This window comes from Teredinibacter waterburyi, assembly GCF_001922985.1.
Lineage (GTDB): Bacteria > Pseudomonadota > Gammaproteobacteria > Pseudomonadales > Cellvibrionaceae > Teredinibacter > Teredinibacter waterburyi.
The window spans coordinates 119,039-135,785 of record NZ_MRUH01000103.1 but is presented as its reverse complement, the minus strand read 5'-3'; the positions used below and the strand labels follow the sequence as shown (position 1 = coordinate 135,785).

The following is a 16,747-nucleotide window of genomic DNA, read 5'->3' as shown; positions in this document are numbered from 1 at the left end:
TTGTTTACGCATCGGTGATTTTGACAACCAATTTACACACTTCCATCATCGCCCGGCCATTGTGGTAAGGCGCTTTCCAGAAGCCAATTTTGCAGTCGCCCACGTGAGGCTTATCTAGCACGGACAGCCAATGCCACTCCCCCTTGAGCTGATCTTTCTGATATTTTTTTATAAATTCCCAAACGCGCTCGAACGCATCGTAGTAACGCTCGTCGGCAGTTAACTGGTAAGCATTTAAGAAGCCAACAAGAGCCTCCGCCTGTACCCACCACACTCGCTCATCCAACAGCTCTTGTTTTTCAAAATTATAAGCGTCAAGAACTTCGCCGTGAGCACCAATACCTTGCTCTAAAATAGTTTCGGCCATCGCCAAAATAATCGGCTTAAATTGCTCCTCTAACGCCTCTTCATGTAAGGCTTCTACAGCCTCCCAAATTAACCAGCTCGCTTCAATATCATGACCATATGATATGGATGTAGAAATATCCGTCCAGTCCATCGCTTGGAACATTCGCAGGTGGTTATTTTCTTTATTGATTACATACTCGTCGAAGTAGCGTAGACAACGCTTCATTCCCGTCGCGACCTTTGCTGACGGCGCCGCTACGTAGAGCGCAGTGTAAGCCTCCAAAATATGTAAGTGGGTATTCATCGATTTCGGCGAATTTAGGTCTTTATCGCTCAGACGCATATCCTCTAAACCACTCCAATCGCGCGCGAAAGCTTCCAGGTAACCTTCGTTTTGATCATCGTGGCCGCGCGTTTCGATTAGATTGAATAAGGTTGTCGCAAATTCAAGCGCCCCCTCGTTGTGGGTTAGCTTGTAGTAAGCACTAAACCCATAAATAGCGAACGCCTGTGCGTATATCTGCTTGCGATCATTTACGCACTGACCTTGGTGGTCCAAAGCCCAAAATACACCACCATGCTGTTCATCCCAAAAGTATTGAACCAGATAATTGTAAGCTCTGTCCGCGAGTAAGCGATAATCCGCGTTACCGCTGAATAGCGCCGCCTCACTGAAAAACCAGAGAATCCGACTATTTAAAATAATACCTTTATCAGCCTGCGGGTTTTGCTCGCCATCGACCGTGATCTCACCAATAAATCCGCCAAACGCGTTGTCGATGGTATTAACAGCCCACCAGTCGGCAATGTCGTGTAACTCGGTGCGGAATTCGGGAATGAGATTTTGATTCATTACTTCGCCTCTTGAACTGCGGCCCTTCAAATGAGCGGCCAATTACCGATATAGATAGCCGCCGGCAACTGCAAGGCGGCTATAAAAAGTAGACTGAAGAGTAACAGCCGATATCCAATTTGTGTATGAATACCGACGGCTACCCGAAGAGCGGCTGGAATTAGACGTCTAAGTTTTTCAGAACTTCCAAGTTGGAAGAGATAAGCGCGCTGCGAGTTTGAACTGAGGCCGCCGAGCGTAGGCCATCTTCCGGAGTGTTCAGACAATAATCAACAAGACGATCAACGGTCGAGGTCGCAACGTGCATACGGGTATCCGAAGACGCGTAGTAAATGAATACGTCATTGCTTTCATTGGCGATCCAGCCGTTGGTGAACACAACATTGGACACGTCGCCAATACGCTCACTACCTTTTGGCGCAATAAAATGACCACCCGGACGATGGGTAACCACCCAAGGGCGCTCTAGCTCAGTCATAAATACATACAAAACATAACGCAAACCGGCAGCTGTGTTACGCACACCGTGAGCTAAATGCAACCAGCCTTTGTCAGTTTTAATTGGCGCCGGCCCTTGGCCGTTTTTAACTTCTTTAATGGTGTGATATTCCTTTCCATCGACGATCACTTCGTCTTTGATCTCGGCATTTTCCATGGAATCGCTCAAACCCCAACCAACACCACCGCCACTGCCAACACTAATAAAGCCATCCTGCGGGCGGGTATAGAGTGCATATTTACCATCGACAAATTCTGGATGTAGCACTACGTTGCGCTGCTGCCCCGAATAGGTGACGAGATCGGCCAAGCGCTCCCAAGTCACCAAGTCTTTAGTGCGCGCGATACCGCACTGCGCTTCAGCAGCCGTAGTATCCGCCATGCGCGTTAAATCCTTACGCTCGGTGCAAAACAAGCCATAAATGTAACCGTCTTCGTGCTTGGTGAGACGCATATCGTAAACGTTGGTGTCTGGGCGATCCGTTTCCGGCAAGTTAATCGGGTAATCCCAAAAACGGAAGTTATCAACGCCGTTGTCGCTTTCAGCTATGGCAAAGAAAGATTTGCGGTCATCACCCTCGACGCGAACCGCTAGGATATATTTACCTTCGTGGTATAGCGCGCCGGAATTAAATGCGGCGTTTACGCCAAGACGCTCCTGCAAGAAAGGGTTAGTCGCTTGATTTAGGTCGTATCGCCAAAAAATAGGAGTATGAGCGGCGGTTAAAATTGGGTTTTTCCAACGCTGATAAATACCGTTTGAAGACGCCGGCGTATTTTTCTGGGTTATTAGCGCCTCGTGCTCGGCCATCTTGTTTTTCAGTGTTGTTGTAAAATCGCTCATTCGATTAAAACCTCAAATTCGTTAATCATTAGATAAGTAGATAGATTGGTATGTTTACCAATAAAGCGCCATATGGGCCCGTACAGCCCACAAAAGCTAAAAATCTGCACTGCGATGCATTACCAAGCGAAGAGCAAAAGTAGAACTCACAGAAGACGCCCACCAAACCGCAAGAGTATAGCCGATAGTCGAGCGGCGACAGTATATACGATCCACCTTTCATGCAGTAGCCGAGCGCTTTATACCCGCCTAGAGCAAATTTTAGGCGGGGTAATGTAATCGGTTACAGAGGTCATTGCAAGTCAAAATCCGCGCTAGAAACAATTTAATGTATTAAGCGCCAATCTTATGCCTTGATGGCCCAAAGACTGACACCAAGAGCGCAATGATGACAACTCACCGCCGAAATAATGTAACCCGTTACAGCTATATTTTCTTTTGTTTCAGCGGCTTACAGTATATAAAGAACAAAAAACAGTCTAAAAAAATCGCAGAGGAATGTAACTAAGCACGCATTTTATGTAACTTTTACAGTAGAATAGCGTGCCAAAGACACAATGAGCCACGCCACCTTTAACATTCGGAAACACTATGTCTAACATTCGCGAAGTTGCCCGCATCGCGGGGGTCTCGGTCGCTACCGTCTCGCGCACCCTGAGCCACCCAGATAAAGTCTCGGAAGCTAGCAAAAAGAAAGTCATGGAAGCGATTGAGCAGGTCAAGTACCGGCCCAATATGCTCGCGCGCAACTTTCGCAGCGCGCGAGCATATTCATTAGTGGTGCTGGTGCCCGATATTGCCAACCCATTCTTCGCCCTCGTTATCCGCAGCATCGAACAGCAAGCACAAAAAAAAGGTTACTCGGTACTCCTTGGAGATACGCAAGACTCTCACGCGCGCGAACAGGACTATATTCGCCTAGTTGAAACCCGCTTAGCCGACGGCGTTATTCAGCTGCGCCCCCAGTGGGACCAAACGTCAGATCAGCAAAGTATGAACTTCCCATACCTACATCTCTGTGCGACTGAATCTACCCCGGGGCCCTGTATTCGGGTTGATAATGTCGCGGCATTTAAAAATATCGTCGACTATCTCATCTCCCTTGGGCATCGCCGCATCGGCTTGATTACCGGCCTAAAAGGCAACCCGCACACCATCGACCGGCTCAAAGGCTACAAACAAGCGCTCAGCGAAGCCGGCATCCCATTTGATGAAACATTGATTGCGGAAGGTGAGTTTCTGATTTGGTCTGGGGTTAACGCCGCGAATACGCTGTGCAAACTACCCAATCGTCCAACCGCGATAGCCTGTATGAACGACGAAATGGCAATTGGTGCAATCCAAGCGATTAAAAGTCACGACCTGAAGGTGCCGGGCGACATCTCTGTAACGGGGTTTGATGACATCAGCTACTCCCGCTACTGTGACCCCCCCTTAACAACCATTTCTCAGCCGGCCGACGACATGGGTTCTATTGCCGTCGACATACTGTTGCGCTTAATCGAGGGCGAAACCCTCGATGAAGAAGAACACGTACTGCCCTACGACTTTATCGTGCGCAAAAGCACCTCTGTTTGTAAAGCGGCAGACACTAACAGCGATATCAGCCAGGAGCCGAATTAAGCTTCCGACTCCTTCACGTAATCGGCAACTTCCATTGCGGCGACGATTAAATGGTACAGCGTACTCGCGGGGGCAAAGTCCACGAGTACCTCGTTGTTGCTATCGAGCTGATCAATATAAGTGCCGTCTCGTTTAGCGCAGGATAGATACCTATCCAAAAGTACCTCTACGGCTTTAGCGGCTTGGGCTTCTGCGCCCGCCCTACCTACACGCGCCTGAGCAATGCTCGCCTTGATAAGCTCAGTCATCGGCCAGCAACGCTTCGAACCTTTTAATACCTTGCCCTCTGGCGAAACTTCGTCATACAGCAGACCCTCTGGCGTCAAGCCACTCGCCAAAGCCGTCTCGTAGAGAGTATCAGCATAACCCGAAGTATCGCGACCACTGCGCTTACCGTACCAATGCAGCAACCAGACCCACTCCATCATATGGCCAGGCTCTACTATTTCGCCATCTGCGCCATCTAATAAGCTCCAGTCTTCGTTAAAGTACTCGCGCAGTACGCCATATTTTCCATCGTAAAACCGCGTTTCAAACAGGGCGAACATCTCGCCTGCACGCGCCAACCATTTGGCCTCGCCAGTTGCGTCATATAATGCAAGGAAGGCTTCAAACAAATGCATGTGTGGGTTTTGACGACGACGATCTGTTGCGTAATCCCCCTCTAACCAACCACCGCCGACGCCACCAAAGCGGCTGTCCAACATTGCAATCAGCTTGTCCGCTCGCACCAACGCCGAATCCTCTTTAAAAACCCGATAACGCAAAGCACAAGCCAGCAGTGCGAAGGCGTGATCATACAAATCCTGCTTCGAATCGAGCACTTCATAACTAGGCGACAACAAGTGAATATAACCTTCGCCGCTTTCATGTACACCAATACGCTCGACAAAGTCGGCCATTGCCGACACAACCGGCTCACCACCGGCCATCCATCCACGCTCGCTCGCGACGGAAAAAACAAAGATTTGTCGCGCCTGCACGCGCAAGCGAATATTCGCAGCCTTATCGACCTCGCCCGACGCCAAAAAGCGCTCGTAGCTTGCTCCGGATTCAGGATTAATGGCCGCGCCGCTCCATAGGGGCAAGGCCGAATCTTTAAACCAATCCACCCAACGGGCTGAAAGTTTCGCTAAATCTGTCGTCATGAGATTACCACCTGCGTCGTCAATAAAGTTTATGCCCTGCCGCGTGCTCGAAGAGCCTACAAAGGCTGTTGCGGCAAAGCTTAGCATAGGGAAAGGGCGCGAAGTTTGTCGTAAAACAACCGCTGATTCAACGCTGAGAGCATTGGATAATTGCTTTGTTCACAATACTTACGAGAAACACTGACGTCGAGGGCAACTATTGGCTAGAATTAGCTGCAATAAAAATAGCTTACGGAGACAGCACCATGAAGGTATCACCACTCGCCACGCTTACCACGCTTGCTACAGTTGGCCTGCTCGCTTTTTCAAGCACGTCATTCGCCGACAATCGCCAAGGTTTTTATGCTGGGGGCAACTGGTCGTTCATCGATAGTAATGCGGCAGACGCTGCGGGAAACGGCGTAGACTTTCGCAGCCTAGAAGTTGTTGGAGGCTACAAGTACCGCTCATGGGCTGGGGTTGAGGCACGCTTCGGTACGAGCTTAAAGAAGGAAACTTTTGCGACCGACTTGACCGGCGGCGAAGTTGAGGTCGGCATCGATCACTACGAAAGCCTTTACTACCGTTTGGAGTCCGCCAATCAAGTCGCAAAGTTTTATGTGCTACTGGGCTTTAGTAACATTCAAACCAGCAACGGCAACAGCGACGAGTCCGGCTCGGAATCCGGCGCATCCTACGGTGTAGGGATAGGCTTTGTGATGAACGAGAACCTCAACTTAAATTTCGAATATCGCGATATTCTCGATGAAGACGCGACTACATTTACAGCAATGAGTATTGGTCTCGACTATCGGTTTTAGTCGACCGCCTATTTTGTTTGACGACCAGCTTTACTTTGCGGACAAAGCACTGCCCTAGCGGCGTTCATTATTCACACCAGCTAGGCGCAGCGCTACTTCTTCGGAAAACCAAACATATTCGTATTGTCTGAACTCGAGGTATTAGCAGGTACCTCAACCTCCTCGAAGGCTTCATACTTGGTAACTCTGCCATTAGACGCTCGCACAAAGCAGTTTACAAAAAACTCCACTTTTGGCGCACCAACCTTCCCGTTTAAATCCATATGCTGGAAGATCTTGTAAACAAGCTCGCGCTCTTCGTAACGACTAGAATGATTATCCAGCGTTAACACTCTAATGCGGTCGCCAAATTTCGAGCGCGTTTCCGCCTCACACGTCAGTACCGCATCGTTAAATGTTACGTTCTTATAGCCGTCCGCACCACTCCCGCCCGACATACCGGGCATCGACCCCGTGACGTAGAGCGTCATGCTAATCGACAGCACAATAACGGTCACAGCCGTAATCACTACGATGATATTTTGACGACGGCTAACGGGACTCGACATAGTAAACTCACGGTTAAGACTGTAAAGATCGCCAAGCTACAATTGCGCTAAGACTTCGATTGACGCCAATCCAGCCAATATCACACTAAGGCTGCGGCCGATAAACACCCACATTGGCAAAACCATCATCGGCAAGATGGGCCGCGTGCAACGCACTCATCACCCCCTTGTCGCAGTAGAGAAGATAGCGGCACTCAGCATCCAGCAGCGGGAACTCAGAGCTTAGCTTGTAAAACGGAATCGCAATACTAGCGCCGTGCGGCAACTGCAATGGCCGCATTTCTACTTCGGTGGGGTGACGCACATCTATCACCACGTCGCTGTCAGCGGGTACGTTAAGTATCAGTAATTCATCTGTACTCTGGGTGTTAATAGAAGCCATTACTTGATCGATGGCCTGTACGCTCGACTGTGCGAGCGCGGTTTCCAACACCCCCATATCAAACTGCTGCTCTTGCTGTTCAAGTTTTTCTGGGTTGACCTTTGCCGAGGGCTTTACCGATATTACACCGCAGTATTCGGGAATATTGGCCGAAAAATCTTCTGCACCAATTTCCCGTGCTTGGCGAATAATATCTGGCTTATCGACGGCAATTAGCGGTCGCAAAACCAACATTTTCGTCACCGAATCTATGACCACCAAGTTGGGGATGGTTTGACTGCTCACCTGAGCAATCGCCTCTCCCGTCACCAGCGCCTGAATACCACCTTTCTCTGCGACTCGCTCAGCCGCTCGCAGCATCATCCGTTTGAGCACAACCCCCATATTCGAGGGATCAATTTTATCCAAAATCTCAGCCACTACACCCTCAAACGGTACCGTAATAAAACGTACCTTATGAGTAGACCCAAAGCGATTCCACAGGTAAAAGGCGATCTCTTTCACCCCAACCTCATGTGCGCGGCCGCCCAGATTGAAAAAACAAAAATGCGTACGCATACCGCGTCGAATCATCATATAACTCGCAACGGTAGAATCGAAACCGCCGGACACCAACGACAACACCGACTCCTGAGTCCCCACTGGGAAACCACCAACCCCCTGATGCTTAGCGGAAACAATAAAACACTGATCGTCCTTAACTTCGACGTGAATCTCAATATCGGGCTTCTTTAGCTTAACACCTGCCGAATCCGTATTTTGATTGAGACCGCCACCGATATAGCGCTCCGCATCGATCGATTTAAATTCATGTCGACCGGTTCTACGTACCCGCACGCAGAATGTTTTGCCGGTCAACTCCTCCCCCCACTCATCAAGCGTGTGCTCGTAAATGTCGTGCATCGTTACAAACGGAAAAACCTTAACGACGGAGAAGTTAGCGATGCCCGGCGTAGAGCCAAGCAAGTCGATAAATTGCTGCTGCAGCAATGCATCATCACTGGGCACACGTACCTCTAATTTATCCCAATCGGAGGCAACTGACATTTTTGGGTGCAATCTTCTCCCTAGGATGCGCAAGTTTTCTGTCAAGTGCTTAGTAAGGCGCTTGCGCACGGGGCTACTTTTTATGGTAATTTCAGGAAAAAGGCGAACAATAAAAATCATTACAAATAAGACCGTAAGTTGTATCACTTAAAGAAAGGCTAGCAGTATAATGGCCCGCCTCTAGTCAAACCATCATGGCTAAAAGCACCATTTTTGCGCATTCACAGAAATGTGCACCATTAAAATGCATTTGATCGCGTCTTTTAATACCTCGACGCAGCCAAGTCCTTGTTTTTACTATGTTTGGGTGGTGCCATCATTATGGCACACAACTTGCGAGTATCGCGCCACTCTTCTTGCGTACTAACGAGATTGCTTTGATAATGCGTTTCGCAACTAGGGCGTAGGAATAATCTTCTACACAACTAACTTTCAATAACAAATGGCTAGGGCCACGACTCTGGAGGAATCTCATGTCAGAGCAGACTCTGAAACTGATCTCAGAAAATGAAGTACGCTGGGTTGACCTGCGTTTTACCGATACCAAAGGTAAAGAACAACACGTTACCATCCCATCTTCCTATGTAGATGAAGCTTTCTTCGAAACAGGACAGATGTTTGACGGCTCATCAATTGCCGGCTGGAAAGGTATCAATGAATCAGACATGATTCTTATGCCCGACGACACCGCTTCGGTTCTTGATCCATTCACCGACGAGCCAACTGTTATCGTTCGTTGCGACATCGTTGAGCCATCTACTGGCGAAGGCTATGAGCGCGATCCACGCTCTGTTGCTCGACGCGCAGAAGCGTACCTGACTTCTACCGGCTTGGGTGACACTGCATTCTTTGGTCCAGAACCAGAATTCTTCATTTTTGATGAAGTTAAATTTGGTCAGGACATGAGCGGCAGCTTCGTTAAAATTAATTCGGAAGAAGCCGCTTGGTCTTCCGGTGCTAAGTTCGCCGAAGGCAACATGGGTCACCGCCCTCGCGTCAAAGGCGGCTACTTCCCAGTTCCTCCTGTTGATTCTTTGCACGACATCCGTGGCGCCATGTGTAACGCGATGATGCAAATGGGCTTGGACGTTGAAGTTCACCACCACGAAGTTGCAACCGCTGGCCAGAACGAGATCGGCGTAAGGTTCAACACCCTAGTTAAGAAAGCTGACGAAACTCAGATTCTTAAGTACTGTGTTCACAACGTTGCTCACGCTTACGGTAAAACGGCTACTTTTATGCCTAAGCCAATCGTTGGCGACAACGGTTCTGGTATGCACTGCCACCAGTCGTTCTGGAAAGATGGCGTTAACCAGTTTGCCGGTGATGGCTATGCTGGCCTTAGCGAAATGGCACTTTTCTACATCGGCGGTATAATCAAGCACGCTAAATCACTTAACGCCTTCACCAACCCAGGCACAAACTCTTACAAGCGTTTGATCCCAGGTTTTGAAGCGCCCGTTATGCTGGCTTACTCTGCTCGCAACCGTTCTGCCTCTATCCGTATTCCTTACGTTGCCTCACCAAAAGGCAAGCGTATTGAAGCACGCTTCCCAGACCCAATTGCCAACCCTTACTTGGCATTCTCTGCCATGTTGATGGCTGGCCTTGACGGTATTAAGAACAAGATTCACCCAGGTGAAGCTGCAGATAAAGACTTGTACGACCTACCGAAAGAAGAAGCGGATGCTATCCCACAAGTATGTGGTAGCCTGCGCGAAGCTCTTAGCAGCCTCGACGCCGACCGTGAGTACTTGACTGCTGGCGGTGTTTTCACCGACGACATGATCGACGCTTACATCGAACTTAAGATGGAAGACGTCTACCGTGTTGAGCACACCACTCACCCAGTTGAGTTCGACCTTTACTACTCAGTATAAGTACGCCGTATTAGCGTTAATTCGCTAACATCTAAAAGCCCGAATTCGACTCCGTCGGTTCGGGTTTTTTTATGCCCGATATTGCACTCCTAGACAGCAAACATCCCAATCCCGATAAAATGATGCTAGGGTTGCAACAGTCTGCTCGTCCGCTGGAACTCTGCCGTTGGTTATCGATGCTATGCGCAATACCCCACCACTTAACACCTATTCTACGCTACTAAAACTACTGGTCGCAGTCACCGTGTTCGCTACCACCGACTCGCTTGCAGACATCTATAAGCACGTTGATGAATACGGCAACATTTCCTACAGCGACGAACCGCCAACCCCAAAAGCCAAACCCATCAAGCTTAAACCGCTCAATACTGCGCCAGCGATAGAAATTCGCAGCCAGCAAGCGCCCACACAAGTATCTAGCGACCAACCGATAGATCGTCAAGCTGCCGATCGAGCCCCGACTATGGCGAACGATGCAACCCGAACAACAACCCCTGTCATACCTGCCCCGAGCAAAACTCTAACTCCCAGCCCAACACCGGCACCTCAAGCGAAACGGGATCTTCCTCGCAGCTCCGCAGGCCCCTACAAACTCCGTATTGCATCCCCTAAACAGGATTTTCGCTACGGCCCAGATGACAAGATTTTAAATGTCATCATCCTCAGTAAACAAAAGCTGGATGAAACGCATCAGTTTCAGCTCTACGTTGACGGCAAGCCCCAAGGGCAAACAACCCGACTCAACAATATTAACTTCACCTTCAGCCCAGAGATGCGCGGCCAGATTACACTTATAGTCGCGGTGGTTGATGCGCTAGGCACACGCATCGAAACGTCAGCCCCGGTCACGATCCTCGTTAACCGCAACGCCGACAGCTCCATATCAAACCAATAGCAGGTTGCACCGAAGTGCGGCGGCCCACATTGTGGTGCACCACCAAGCACCATTTAGGTGCGCTTTTGTCTCGCTTACCCCATAATATTCAACCACTGCCCATCGTGAGGGCCGCAGCTCTCTTCGTATCCCCAAATCAGGGCGATAGCCGCCTTGCAAGCAGGCCCTAGCCGCTTCTTGCACTATCCACTATTTTCGTAACAAATAAGGACGAAAATGTATTATTTCGCCGTACTTTCCAACATTTATACAATGTTTAGCCACCGACAAAACGCTCTTTCGACCACTAATGCCCCACCATCGCCACTGCGGTCCAGATTAGTTCCGACTCAAGCACTGTTTTGGTTTGCTTATTGCATTCGACTAAACAAGACTCGCTTTATTTATTATCTACGGGACGTCGCGTGAACCAAACCGCGTATCATCACATATTGGATAGCCTGATTACTGCGGTAATTTCGGTTGATACCAACCTGCTCATTCAGCATATGAATGCTTCTGCAGAGATGCTGCTGAGCGCCAGTAGCGAGCAAATGGTGGGCAAGCCTATCAGTCAATGTTTCGCCCCAGAAGACCCGACTCCTGCAGCGCTGCTGGACGCTCTGCGCGAGGAGCGCAACTGTACAACACGCCGTGCCGTATGGCGCACCCATACCCATCAGGAACTTACTGTCGACTACTCGCTTACCCCGATTACAGAATCCGGGCACCTAATTATTGAAGTGCAGCCGCTAGATCGACTTCTGCGTATAAGCCGCGAGGAAGCCAAACTGTCGTCACAAGAGACCTCGCGTAACCTTGTCCGTAGCATGGCTCATGAAATTAAGAACCCACTGGGCGGCATTCGCGGTGCGGCGCAGTTGCTCGCGCGCGAGCTACCAGATGAAGGGCTTGAAGAGTACACCAGCATTATTATTGACGAGACCGATCGACTACGCGATTTGGTCGACCGCATGCTGGGACCGCACACACTGTCAGAACGTAATGCCATGAACATCCACGAGGTACTGGAACACGTCGCCACAGTACTAAAGGCAGAATGCGGCAGAGAAATCCGGCTTGTTCGAGATTACGACCCCAGCATTCCCGACATGCTCGCCGATAAGTCGCAGTTAATTCAGGCCACTCTCAATATCACCCGAAACGCCATGCAGGCGCTGCTCGAAAATAAAGACCAACTGGCTGAGCGGCCATCTATTACCTTTGCAACGCGGATTCACCGCCGTTACACCATTGGCCGTATTCACCACCCTCTGGTCGTCAAGGTGACGATTACCGACAACGGACCGGGTATTGCCCCGGAGTTAATCGACGATATTTTTCTGCCTATGATTACTGGCCGCGCGGAAGGAACCGGGCTCGGCTTAGCCATTTCGCAAAACTTAATTGGCCTGCACCAAGGCCTGATTGAGTGCGAAAGTGAAAAAGGAAACACTCAGTTCACACTATTTTTACCCTTGGAACAAAAACATGCATAAATCGAACTTGGTATGGATTATTGATGACGACCGCTCTATTCGCTGGGTGCTTGAGAAAGCCTTACAGGCGTCTGGAATTGTAACCCAGAGCTTTGAGAGCGGAGACAAAGCGCTAGCTCAACTAAGCTCGAGCAAACCTGACGCAGTCATTAGTGATGTGCGGATGCCGGGGATAAATGGCTTGGAACTATTGGAAGCGCTACACAAGCAATTCCCGTTGCTACCAATCATTATTATGACAGCGCACTCCGACCTCGAAAGTGCCGTATCGGCCTATCAAGGCGGTGCTTTTGAATACCTACCCAAGCCATTCGACGTCGACGAAGCAGTAGCGGTAACTCAACGCGCGCTCGCTCACGCCACAGAACAGCAGCAGGAAAAGGTAGAGCCTGAACCGGAGATGGACACCGAGATAATCGGCGAAGCCCCCGCCATGCAAGAGGTTTTTCGCGCTATTGGACGACTGTCACACTCCAACATTACTGTGCTCATTAACGGCGAATCAGGCACGGGGAAAGAGCTAGTCGCACGCGCGCTGCACACCCATAGCCCACGTAAAGAAGGCCAGTTTATCGCCCTGAATATGGCAGCGATTCCGCGCGACCTGATCGAATCCGAATTGTTTGGCCACGAGAAAGGTGCCTTTACCGGCGCTGGCGCTCAGCGCCAAGGACGCTTCCAGCAAGCCGATGGCGGAACCTTATTTCTAGATGAAATTGGTGATATGCCAGCCGAAACCCAAACACGCCTACTGCGTGTATTGGCCGACGGCGAATTTTATCGCGTTGGCGGACACACCCCCATTAAGGTCGATGTGCGTATCATTGCCGCAACCCACCAAAACCTTGAAGGCCTGGTGGAAAACAATCGTTTTCGTGAGGATCTATTCCACCGCCTAAACGTCATCCGCATTCACCTACCTAAGCTGGCGGCGCGCCGTGAAGATATACCCAAGCTTGCGCAACACTTTTTGCGCAAGGCTGCGCAGGAACTGGATGTAGAAACGAAGATTCTTACCACCCAAACCGACGCCTATTTGAGCAAATTAAGTTGGCCTGGTAACGTTCGCCAGCTGGAAAATACCTGCCGCTGGATAACCGTAATGGCCTCTGGCCGCGAGGTACATGTTCAAGATTTACCGCCAGAGCTTATGGAGGTGAAACGTGCAGAAACCCCGAGTGGCGACTGGGATAAAGCCTTACGGCACTGGGCAGATCAAGCGCTTGCCTGCGGACAAACCGAAATTCTCAGTGACGCTGTGCCGACCTTTGAGCGTGCACTTATCGATACAGCGCTAAAACATACGGCGGGACGTAAACGCGATGCCGCTAATCTTTTGGGGTGGGGACGCAATACGCTCACCCGCAAACTGAAAGAATTGGGCATGTCCACGGCAGATGAAGAGTAATTAACCCCCAGTAGAAAACTCGCCGTAAAAACGAGTCACTTAAAGTACAAGGTAGAACGACCAGCCCCTTGGTCGTTCTACTCCTTCAAACACCCACCCTGTAGGCTCGCACTAGCAATACCTTCCGAGCATTGCCCGTCTAGTAACATTCGTAATCCGGCGCTTCTATCAATACTTTCCGATGATGACGGTATTCAACGACATAGCAATCACCGCGGTCATCTAGATAGAGATGGATTGGACGCAGATGCAAAGGCAAGGTTAACCAAGCGATATCCCAAACAAAGTCTAGATGCCGATGTAAGCTGGTGCGACCACTGATAAAAACATCGTGACGACCGTCGTAATGCCAATCCAAATGTTTGCGGTGGCTATAGTGGTGCTGACGATAGCCATGTCTCTGCCAGTATTGGTTGTGGCGATGGCGTTTCCAGTCTTGCTGGTTGTTGTGGCGAGGACCATGCTCGGCTCGGTGCTCAACACGTTTATCAAACCTGTGCTCGACACGCTTGTCGACTCTGTGCTCAGCCCTTTGCTCGCGCTTATCGGCACGGTAATCGCGTTTTTCTTCTTTGCGCTGTTTATAGTCGCGATTATGGCGTTGTTCACGCGCTTTATTATTATCTCTAGATTGCTCTTGTCGGTGCTCGCGCTTATTGTTGTCCCGCGCCCTGTCCTGCTCCTGCTTGGCCGCCACTGGGAAGCTAATCAAACCAACTAAAATAATGGGTACTATCCACTTATTTTTCATAAGGTATTCCTCTGACTGTAATCTTGAAAACCATCGCCGAAACCTCTTACCAAGGGCCATTGGCTTAGTGTGATTACAGATTAACGGAACCTCTCTGAATCGATCCTGAACAGAAATAACAGGCAACAAAAAAGGGGCTAAAAGCCCCTTTTTTTCAATACTCGCTACGCTTAGTGAGCGCCATCGGTCGCTTGCTGCTGCGCCTTTGCTTTTGCCTGTGCCAGTACCGCTTCGAAATTAATTGGCGGGATGCTTAACGGAGGAAAGCCTCCGCGAACGGCAACGTTATCAATTGTTTCGCGCGCGTAGGGGAATAGAATCCCAGGGCAGGTAGCCGTCAATAGATGCTGCAATTGCTCACCGGCAACACCACTAATATTAAAGACACCAGCTTGATGAACTTCCACCAAGAATAACGTTTTGTCGTCTTCTCGTTTCACCGTGACCGTTAACTTCAATACCACTTCAAAGTGATCATCATCAATTTTACTCACCTGAGTATTGAGGTCTTGAGCAATTTTTGGTTGGTTTTGAGCGGCAAAAGCATCGATCCCGAGCGGTGACTCAAAGGAGAGGTCTTTTATGTAAATTCGTCGAATAGCGAATTGCGGTCCGCCTTGAGTGCCGTCTGCTTGTGGCTGCGCTGCAGTATCTTCTGCCATGATGAGGTCTCTCGTTAATCTATTTTTTTAATGTTTAATAAATATTATCGTATTTGGTCAAGCAACAAATTGGGGGCGAATCGACCAATTACAACCCGCACTAGCCCTTAACTACGGGTAAATTTTGCCCCACCCACTCGCTCATACCACCCTGTAAACGGGTAACAGTAAAGCCTTGATCAGCCAACACCTTGCCTGCAGTTCCAGCGTGTTGGCCCATTTTGTCGGCCACGATAATGGTTTTACTGCGATACTTTTCCAGCTCGGACGTACGGCCTTGTAGCTTTGTATGAGGGATGTTTAACGCATCAACAATATGGCCTGCACCATATTCTTTGGCATCACGTACATCGACGATAATCGCCAGGTCCTGATTCAGCAGGCGCGTTGCCTCGTGAAAATTGAGCGCTTTACCGCCTTTGCGCGACTCAAGAACCGCCAGCGCAACAATCAGCGCAGACAAGAGGCTGACTAGCAACCACTGTTCAGTGATAAAATTCATCCAATTCACGATTTAAACCTTTTACTTTTCAACGGACTAGAAACAAAAAATACGCAGAACCGACAGCCTCAAGGCAACCTGCTCTGCGCCTTCGGGATTTAGGCTTTCGCCTGACCCTGCTTAGCTACGGCGTCCATCATGGCTTTTACAGCCTCTGGATCGCCAAGATACTCACGACTAATGGGGCGCATGTTGGCATCTAGGGTGTACACCAAAGGCACGCCAGTTGGGATGTTTAGCTCGAGAATTTCGGCGTCGCTCATATCGTCCAAATACTTAACCAAAGCCCGCAAGCTATTGCCGTGAGCGGCAATGATTACACGCTTACCACCCTGAATTGCAGGGGTAATAACATCGTGCCAGTAAGGCAAAACACGATCGATGGTTAGCGCTAAGCTCTCGGCTCGCGGCAATACGCGAGTATCGATGCCACGGTAGCGGCTATCATTACCTGGGAAGTGTTCGCTATCTTCATCGACAGGGGGTGGTGGGACGTCAAAGCTACGGCGCCAAATCTTAACCTGAGCGTCACCGTGTTTGGCGGCCGTTTCAGCTTTATCTAAACCTTGTAGCGCACCGTAGTGACGCTCGTTCAAACGCCAGTGACGCTCAACTGGCAACCACATTTGACCCATTTCTTCTAAAGCTAAATTCAATGTTCGAATTGCGCGAGTCAAAACCGATGAATAGGCTTGATCAAACTCGAAACCGGCTTCCTTCAGCAAACGTCCACCTTTTTTAGCCTGCTCAACACCGGCCTCGGTAAGGTCGACGTCGTACCAGCCGGTAAAACGGTTTTCTAGGTTCCACTGGCTCTCGCCGTGACGAATCAAAACTAATTTATACATAGTGCTGCCTCTACTCCAAATGTGGGTTACGCGGCCAAAATCTAAGACGCAAATGCGATCTGTAAGCGGGCGCAATCATCCTAGATTGCACTGCAAAAATCCAGTTTGGCGAAGGCAAAAACCCTATAAATAGCGGAATCAGTTAGAATGCCCATGGTTTTTACCCGCCAGACGGCGGCCAGCTTGCACGAATTGCGCTAAACTCCCAGCCATGACCAGACACGAGAATCCA

Annotated in this window: 15 protein-coding genes; 6 read left to right on the top strand and 9 right to left on the bottom strand. The window is 49.7% G+C overall.

Annotated elements, in window-relative coordinates; all coding sequences use genetic code 11:
- Positions 1 to 4: 4 nt before the first annotated feature.
- Both IDZ20_RS07540 and IDZ20_RS07535 read right to left on the bottom strand, forming a co-directional pair.
- Positions 5 to 1,201: an AGE family epimerase/isomerase gene (locus IDZ20_RS07540; protein WP_188150809.1), complete on the bottom strand. Its 1,197-nt coding sequence runs from the start codon at positions 1,199 to 1,201 to the stop codon at positions 5 to 7.
- 160 nt (positions 1,202 to 1,361) lie between these two features.
- A complete protein-coding gene (locus tag IDZ20_RS07535) occupies positions 1,362 to 2,543 on the bottom strand; it encodes a glycoside hydrolase family 130 protein (protein ID WP_188150808.1) in 1,182 nt (393 codons plus the stop codon).
- Positions 2,544 to 3,134: 591 nt separating this feature from the next.
- Here IDZ20_RS07535 and IDZ20_RS07530 point away from each other — a divergent pair.
- The gene (locus tag IDZ20_RS07530; protein ID WP_188150807.1) at positions 3,135 to 4,166 is read left to right on the top strand and encodes a LacI family DNA-binding transcriptional regulator; all 1,032 of its coding nucleotides are present in this window, start codon (positions 3,135 to 3,137) and stop codon (positions 4,164 to 4,166) included.
- On the opposite strand, the gene IDZ20_RS07525 is transcribed toward IDZ20_RS07530, so the two are convergent.
- The gene (locus IDZ20_RS07525) at positions 4,163 to 5,314 is read right to left on the bottom strand and encodes an AGE family epimerase/isomerase (protein WP_188150806.1); all 1,152 of its coding nucleotides are present in this window, start codon (positions 5,312 to 5,314) and stop codon (positions 4,163 to 4,165) included. The two genes, IDZ20_RS07530 and IDZ20_RS07525, sit on opposite strands and share 4 nt — an antisense overlap.
- Positions 5,315 to 5,559: 245 nt before the next feature.
- On the opposite strand from IDZ20_RS07525, the gene IDZ20_RS07520 reads away from it, so the two are divergent.
- Positions 5,560 to 6,114 carry a porin family protein gene (locus IDZ20_RS07520; protein ID WP_188150805.1) on the top strand — a complete coding sequence of 185 codons (555 nt, stop codon included), beginning with the start codon at positions 5,560 to 5,562 and terminating at the stop codon, positions 6,112 to 6,114.
- 92 nt (positions 6,115 to 6,206) lie between these two features.
- Here the strand turns inward: IDZ20_RS07520 and IDZ20_RS07515 are convergent, their stop codons facing one another.
- Positions 6,207 to 6,662, bottom strand: coding sequence for a hypothetical protein (locus IDZ20_RS07515; protein ID WP_188150804.1), 456 nt, complete (start codon positions 6,660 to 6,662; stop codon positions 6,207 to 6,209).
- An 85-nt stretch (positions 6,663 to 6,747) separates the two neighbouring features.
- Positions 6,748 to 8,211, bottom strand: coding sequence for a tRNA uracil 4-sulfurtransferase ThiI (thiI, locus tag IDZ20_RS07510; RefSeq protein ID WP_188150803.1), 1,464 nt, complete (start codon positions 8,209 to 8,211; stop codon positions 6,748 to 6,750).
- Positions 8,212 to 8,564: 353 nt separating this feature from the next.
- On the opposite strand from thiI, the gene glnA reads away from it, so the two are divergent.
- From glnA to glnG, 4 genes are all read left to right on the top strand, one after another.
- On the top strand, positions 8,565 to 9,971 hold the full coding sequence (glnA, locus tag IDZ20_RS07505) for a glutamate--ammonia ligase (protein WP_188150802.1): 1,407 nt from the start codon (positions 8,565 to 8,567) through the stop codon (positions 9,969 to 9,971).
- 181 nt (positions 9,972 to 10,152) lie between these two features.
- Positions 10,153 to 10,866 (top strand): DUF4124 domain-containing protein, encoded by a 714-nt coding sequence (locus IDZ20_RS07500; RefSeq protein ID WP_188150801.1) that lies wholly within the window; start codon positions 10,153 to 10,155, stop codon positions 10,864 to 10,866.
- 404 nt (positions 10,867 to 11,270) lie between these two features.
- Positions 11,271 to 12,344 carry a nitrogen regulation protein NR(II) gene (gene glnL / locus IDZ20_RS07495; protein WP_188150800.1) on the top strand — a complete coding sequence of 358 codons (1,074 nt, stop codon included), beginning with the start codon at positions 11,271 to 11,273 and terminating at the stop codon, positions 12,342 to 12,344.
- Positions 12,337 to 13,752 (top strand): nitrogen regulation protein NR(I), encoded by a 1,416-nt coding sequence (gene glnG, locus IDZ20_RS07490; protein WP_188150799.1) that lies wholly within the window; start codon positions 12,337 to 12,339, stop codon positions 13,750 to 13,752. The genes glnL and glnG overlap by 8 nt, the downstream gene beginning before the upstream one ends.
- Before the next feature lie 139 nt (positions 13,753 to 13,891).
- Here the strand turns inward: glnG and IDZ20_RS07485 are convergent, their stop codons facing one another.
- From IDZ20_RS07485 to gpmA, 4 genes are all read right to left on the bottom strand, one after another.
- The gene (locus IDZ20_RS07485; RefSeq protein WP_188150798.1) at positions 13,892 to 14,503 is read right to left on the bottom strand and encodes a hypothetical protein; all 612 of its coding nucleotides are present in this window, start codon (positions 14,501 to 14,503) and stop codon (positions 13,892 to 13,894) included.
- A gap of 170 nt (positions 14,504 to 14,673) precedes the next feature.
- Complete coding sequence (gene secB / locus IDZ20_RS07480; RefSeq protein ID WP_188150797.1) at positions 14,674 to 15,165, bottom strand: protein-export chaperone SecB; 492 nt, start codon at positions 15,163 to 15,165, stop codon at positions 14,674 to 14,676.
- A gap of 100 nt (positions 15,166 to 15,265) precedes the next feature.
- Entirely contained in the window at positions 15,266 to 15,667 is a 402-nt protein-coding gene (locus tag IDZ20_RS07475; protein ID WP_188150857.1) for a rhodanese-like domain-containing protein, read from the bottom strand.
- Positions 15,668 to 15,765: 98 nt separating this feature from the next.
- On the bottom strand, positions 15,766 to 16,515 hold the full coding sequence (gene gpmA, locus IDZ20_RS07470) for a 2,3-diphosphoglycerate-dependent phosphoglycerate mutase (RefSeq protein ID WP_188150796.1): 750 nt from the start codon (positions 16,513 to 16,515) through the stop codon (positions 15,766 to 15,768).
- Positions 16,516 to 16,747 lie beyond the last annotated feature (232 nt).

Bases quoted from the DNA above. Each gene is read 5' to 3' on its own strand.
- IDZ20_RS07500 (WP_188150801.1), top strand. From the start codon at position 10,153: ATGCGCAATACCCCACCACTTAACACCTATTCTACGCTACTAAAACTA.
- glnA (WP_188150802.1), top strand. From the start codon at position 8,565: ATGTCAGAGCAGACTCTGAAACTGATCTCAGAAAATGAAGTACGCTGG.
- IDZ20_RS07525 (WP_188150806.1), bottom strand. From the start codon at position 5,314: ATGACGACAGATTTAGCGAAACTTTCAGCCCGTTGGGTGGATTGGTTT.
- glnG (WP_188150799.1), top strand. From the start codon at position 12,337: ATGCATAAATCGAACTTGGTATGGATTATTGATGACGACCGCTCTATT.
- thiI (WP_188150803.1), bottom strand. From the start codon at position 8,211: ATGATTTTTATTGTTCGCCTTTTTCCTGAAATTACCATAAAAAGTAGC.
- IDZ20_RS07485 (WP_188150798.1), bottom strand. From the start codon at position 14,503: ATGAAAAATAAGTGGATAGTACCCATTATTTTAGTTGGTTTGATTAGC.
- gpmA (WP_188150796.1), bottom strand. From the start codon at position 16,515: ATGTATAAATTAGTTTTGATTCGTCACGGCGAGAGCCAGTGGAACCTA.
- IDZ20_RS07530 (WP_188150807.1), top strand. From the start codon at position 3,135: ATGTCTAACATTCGCGAAGTTGCCCGCATCGCGGGGGTCTCGGTCGCT.
- IDZ20_RS07535 (WP_188150808.1), bottom strand. From the start codon at position 2,543: ATGAGCGATTTTACAACAACACTGAAAAACAAGATGGCCGAGCACGAG.
- IDZ20_RS07540 (WP_188150809.1), bottom strand. From the start codon at position 1,201: ATGAATCAAAATCTCATTCCCGAATTCCGCACCGAGTTACACGACATT.
- IDZ20_RS07475 (WP_188150857.1), bottom strand. From the start codon at position 15,667: ATGAATTTTATCACTGAACAGTGGTTGCTAGTCAGCCTCTTGTCTGCG.
- IDZ20_RS07515 (WP_188150804.1), bottom strand. From the start codon at position 6,662: ATGTCGAGTCCCGTTAGCCGTCGTCAAAATATCATCGTAGTGATTACG.
- secB (WP_188150797.1), bottom strand. From the start codon at position 15,165: ATGGCAGAAGATACTGCAGCGCAGCCACAAGCAGACGGCACTCAAGGC.
- IDZ20_RS07520 (WP_188150805.1), top strand. From the start codon at position 5,560: ATGAAGGTATCACCACTCGCCACGCTTACCACGCTTGCTACAGTTGGC.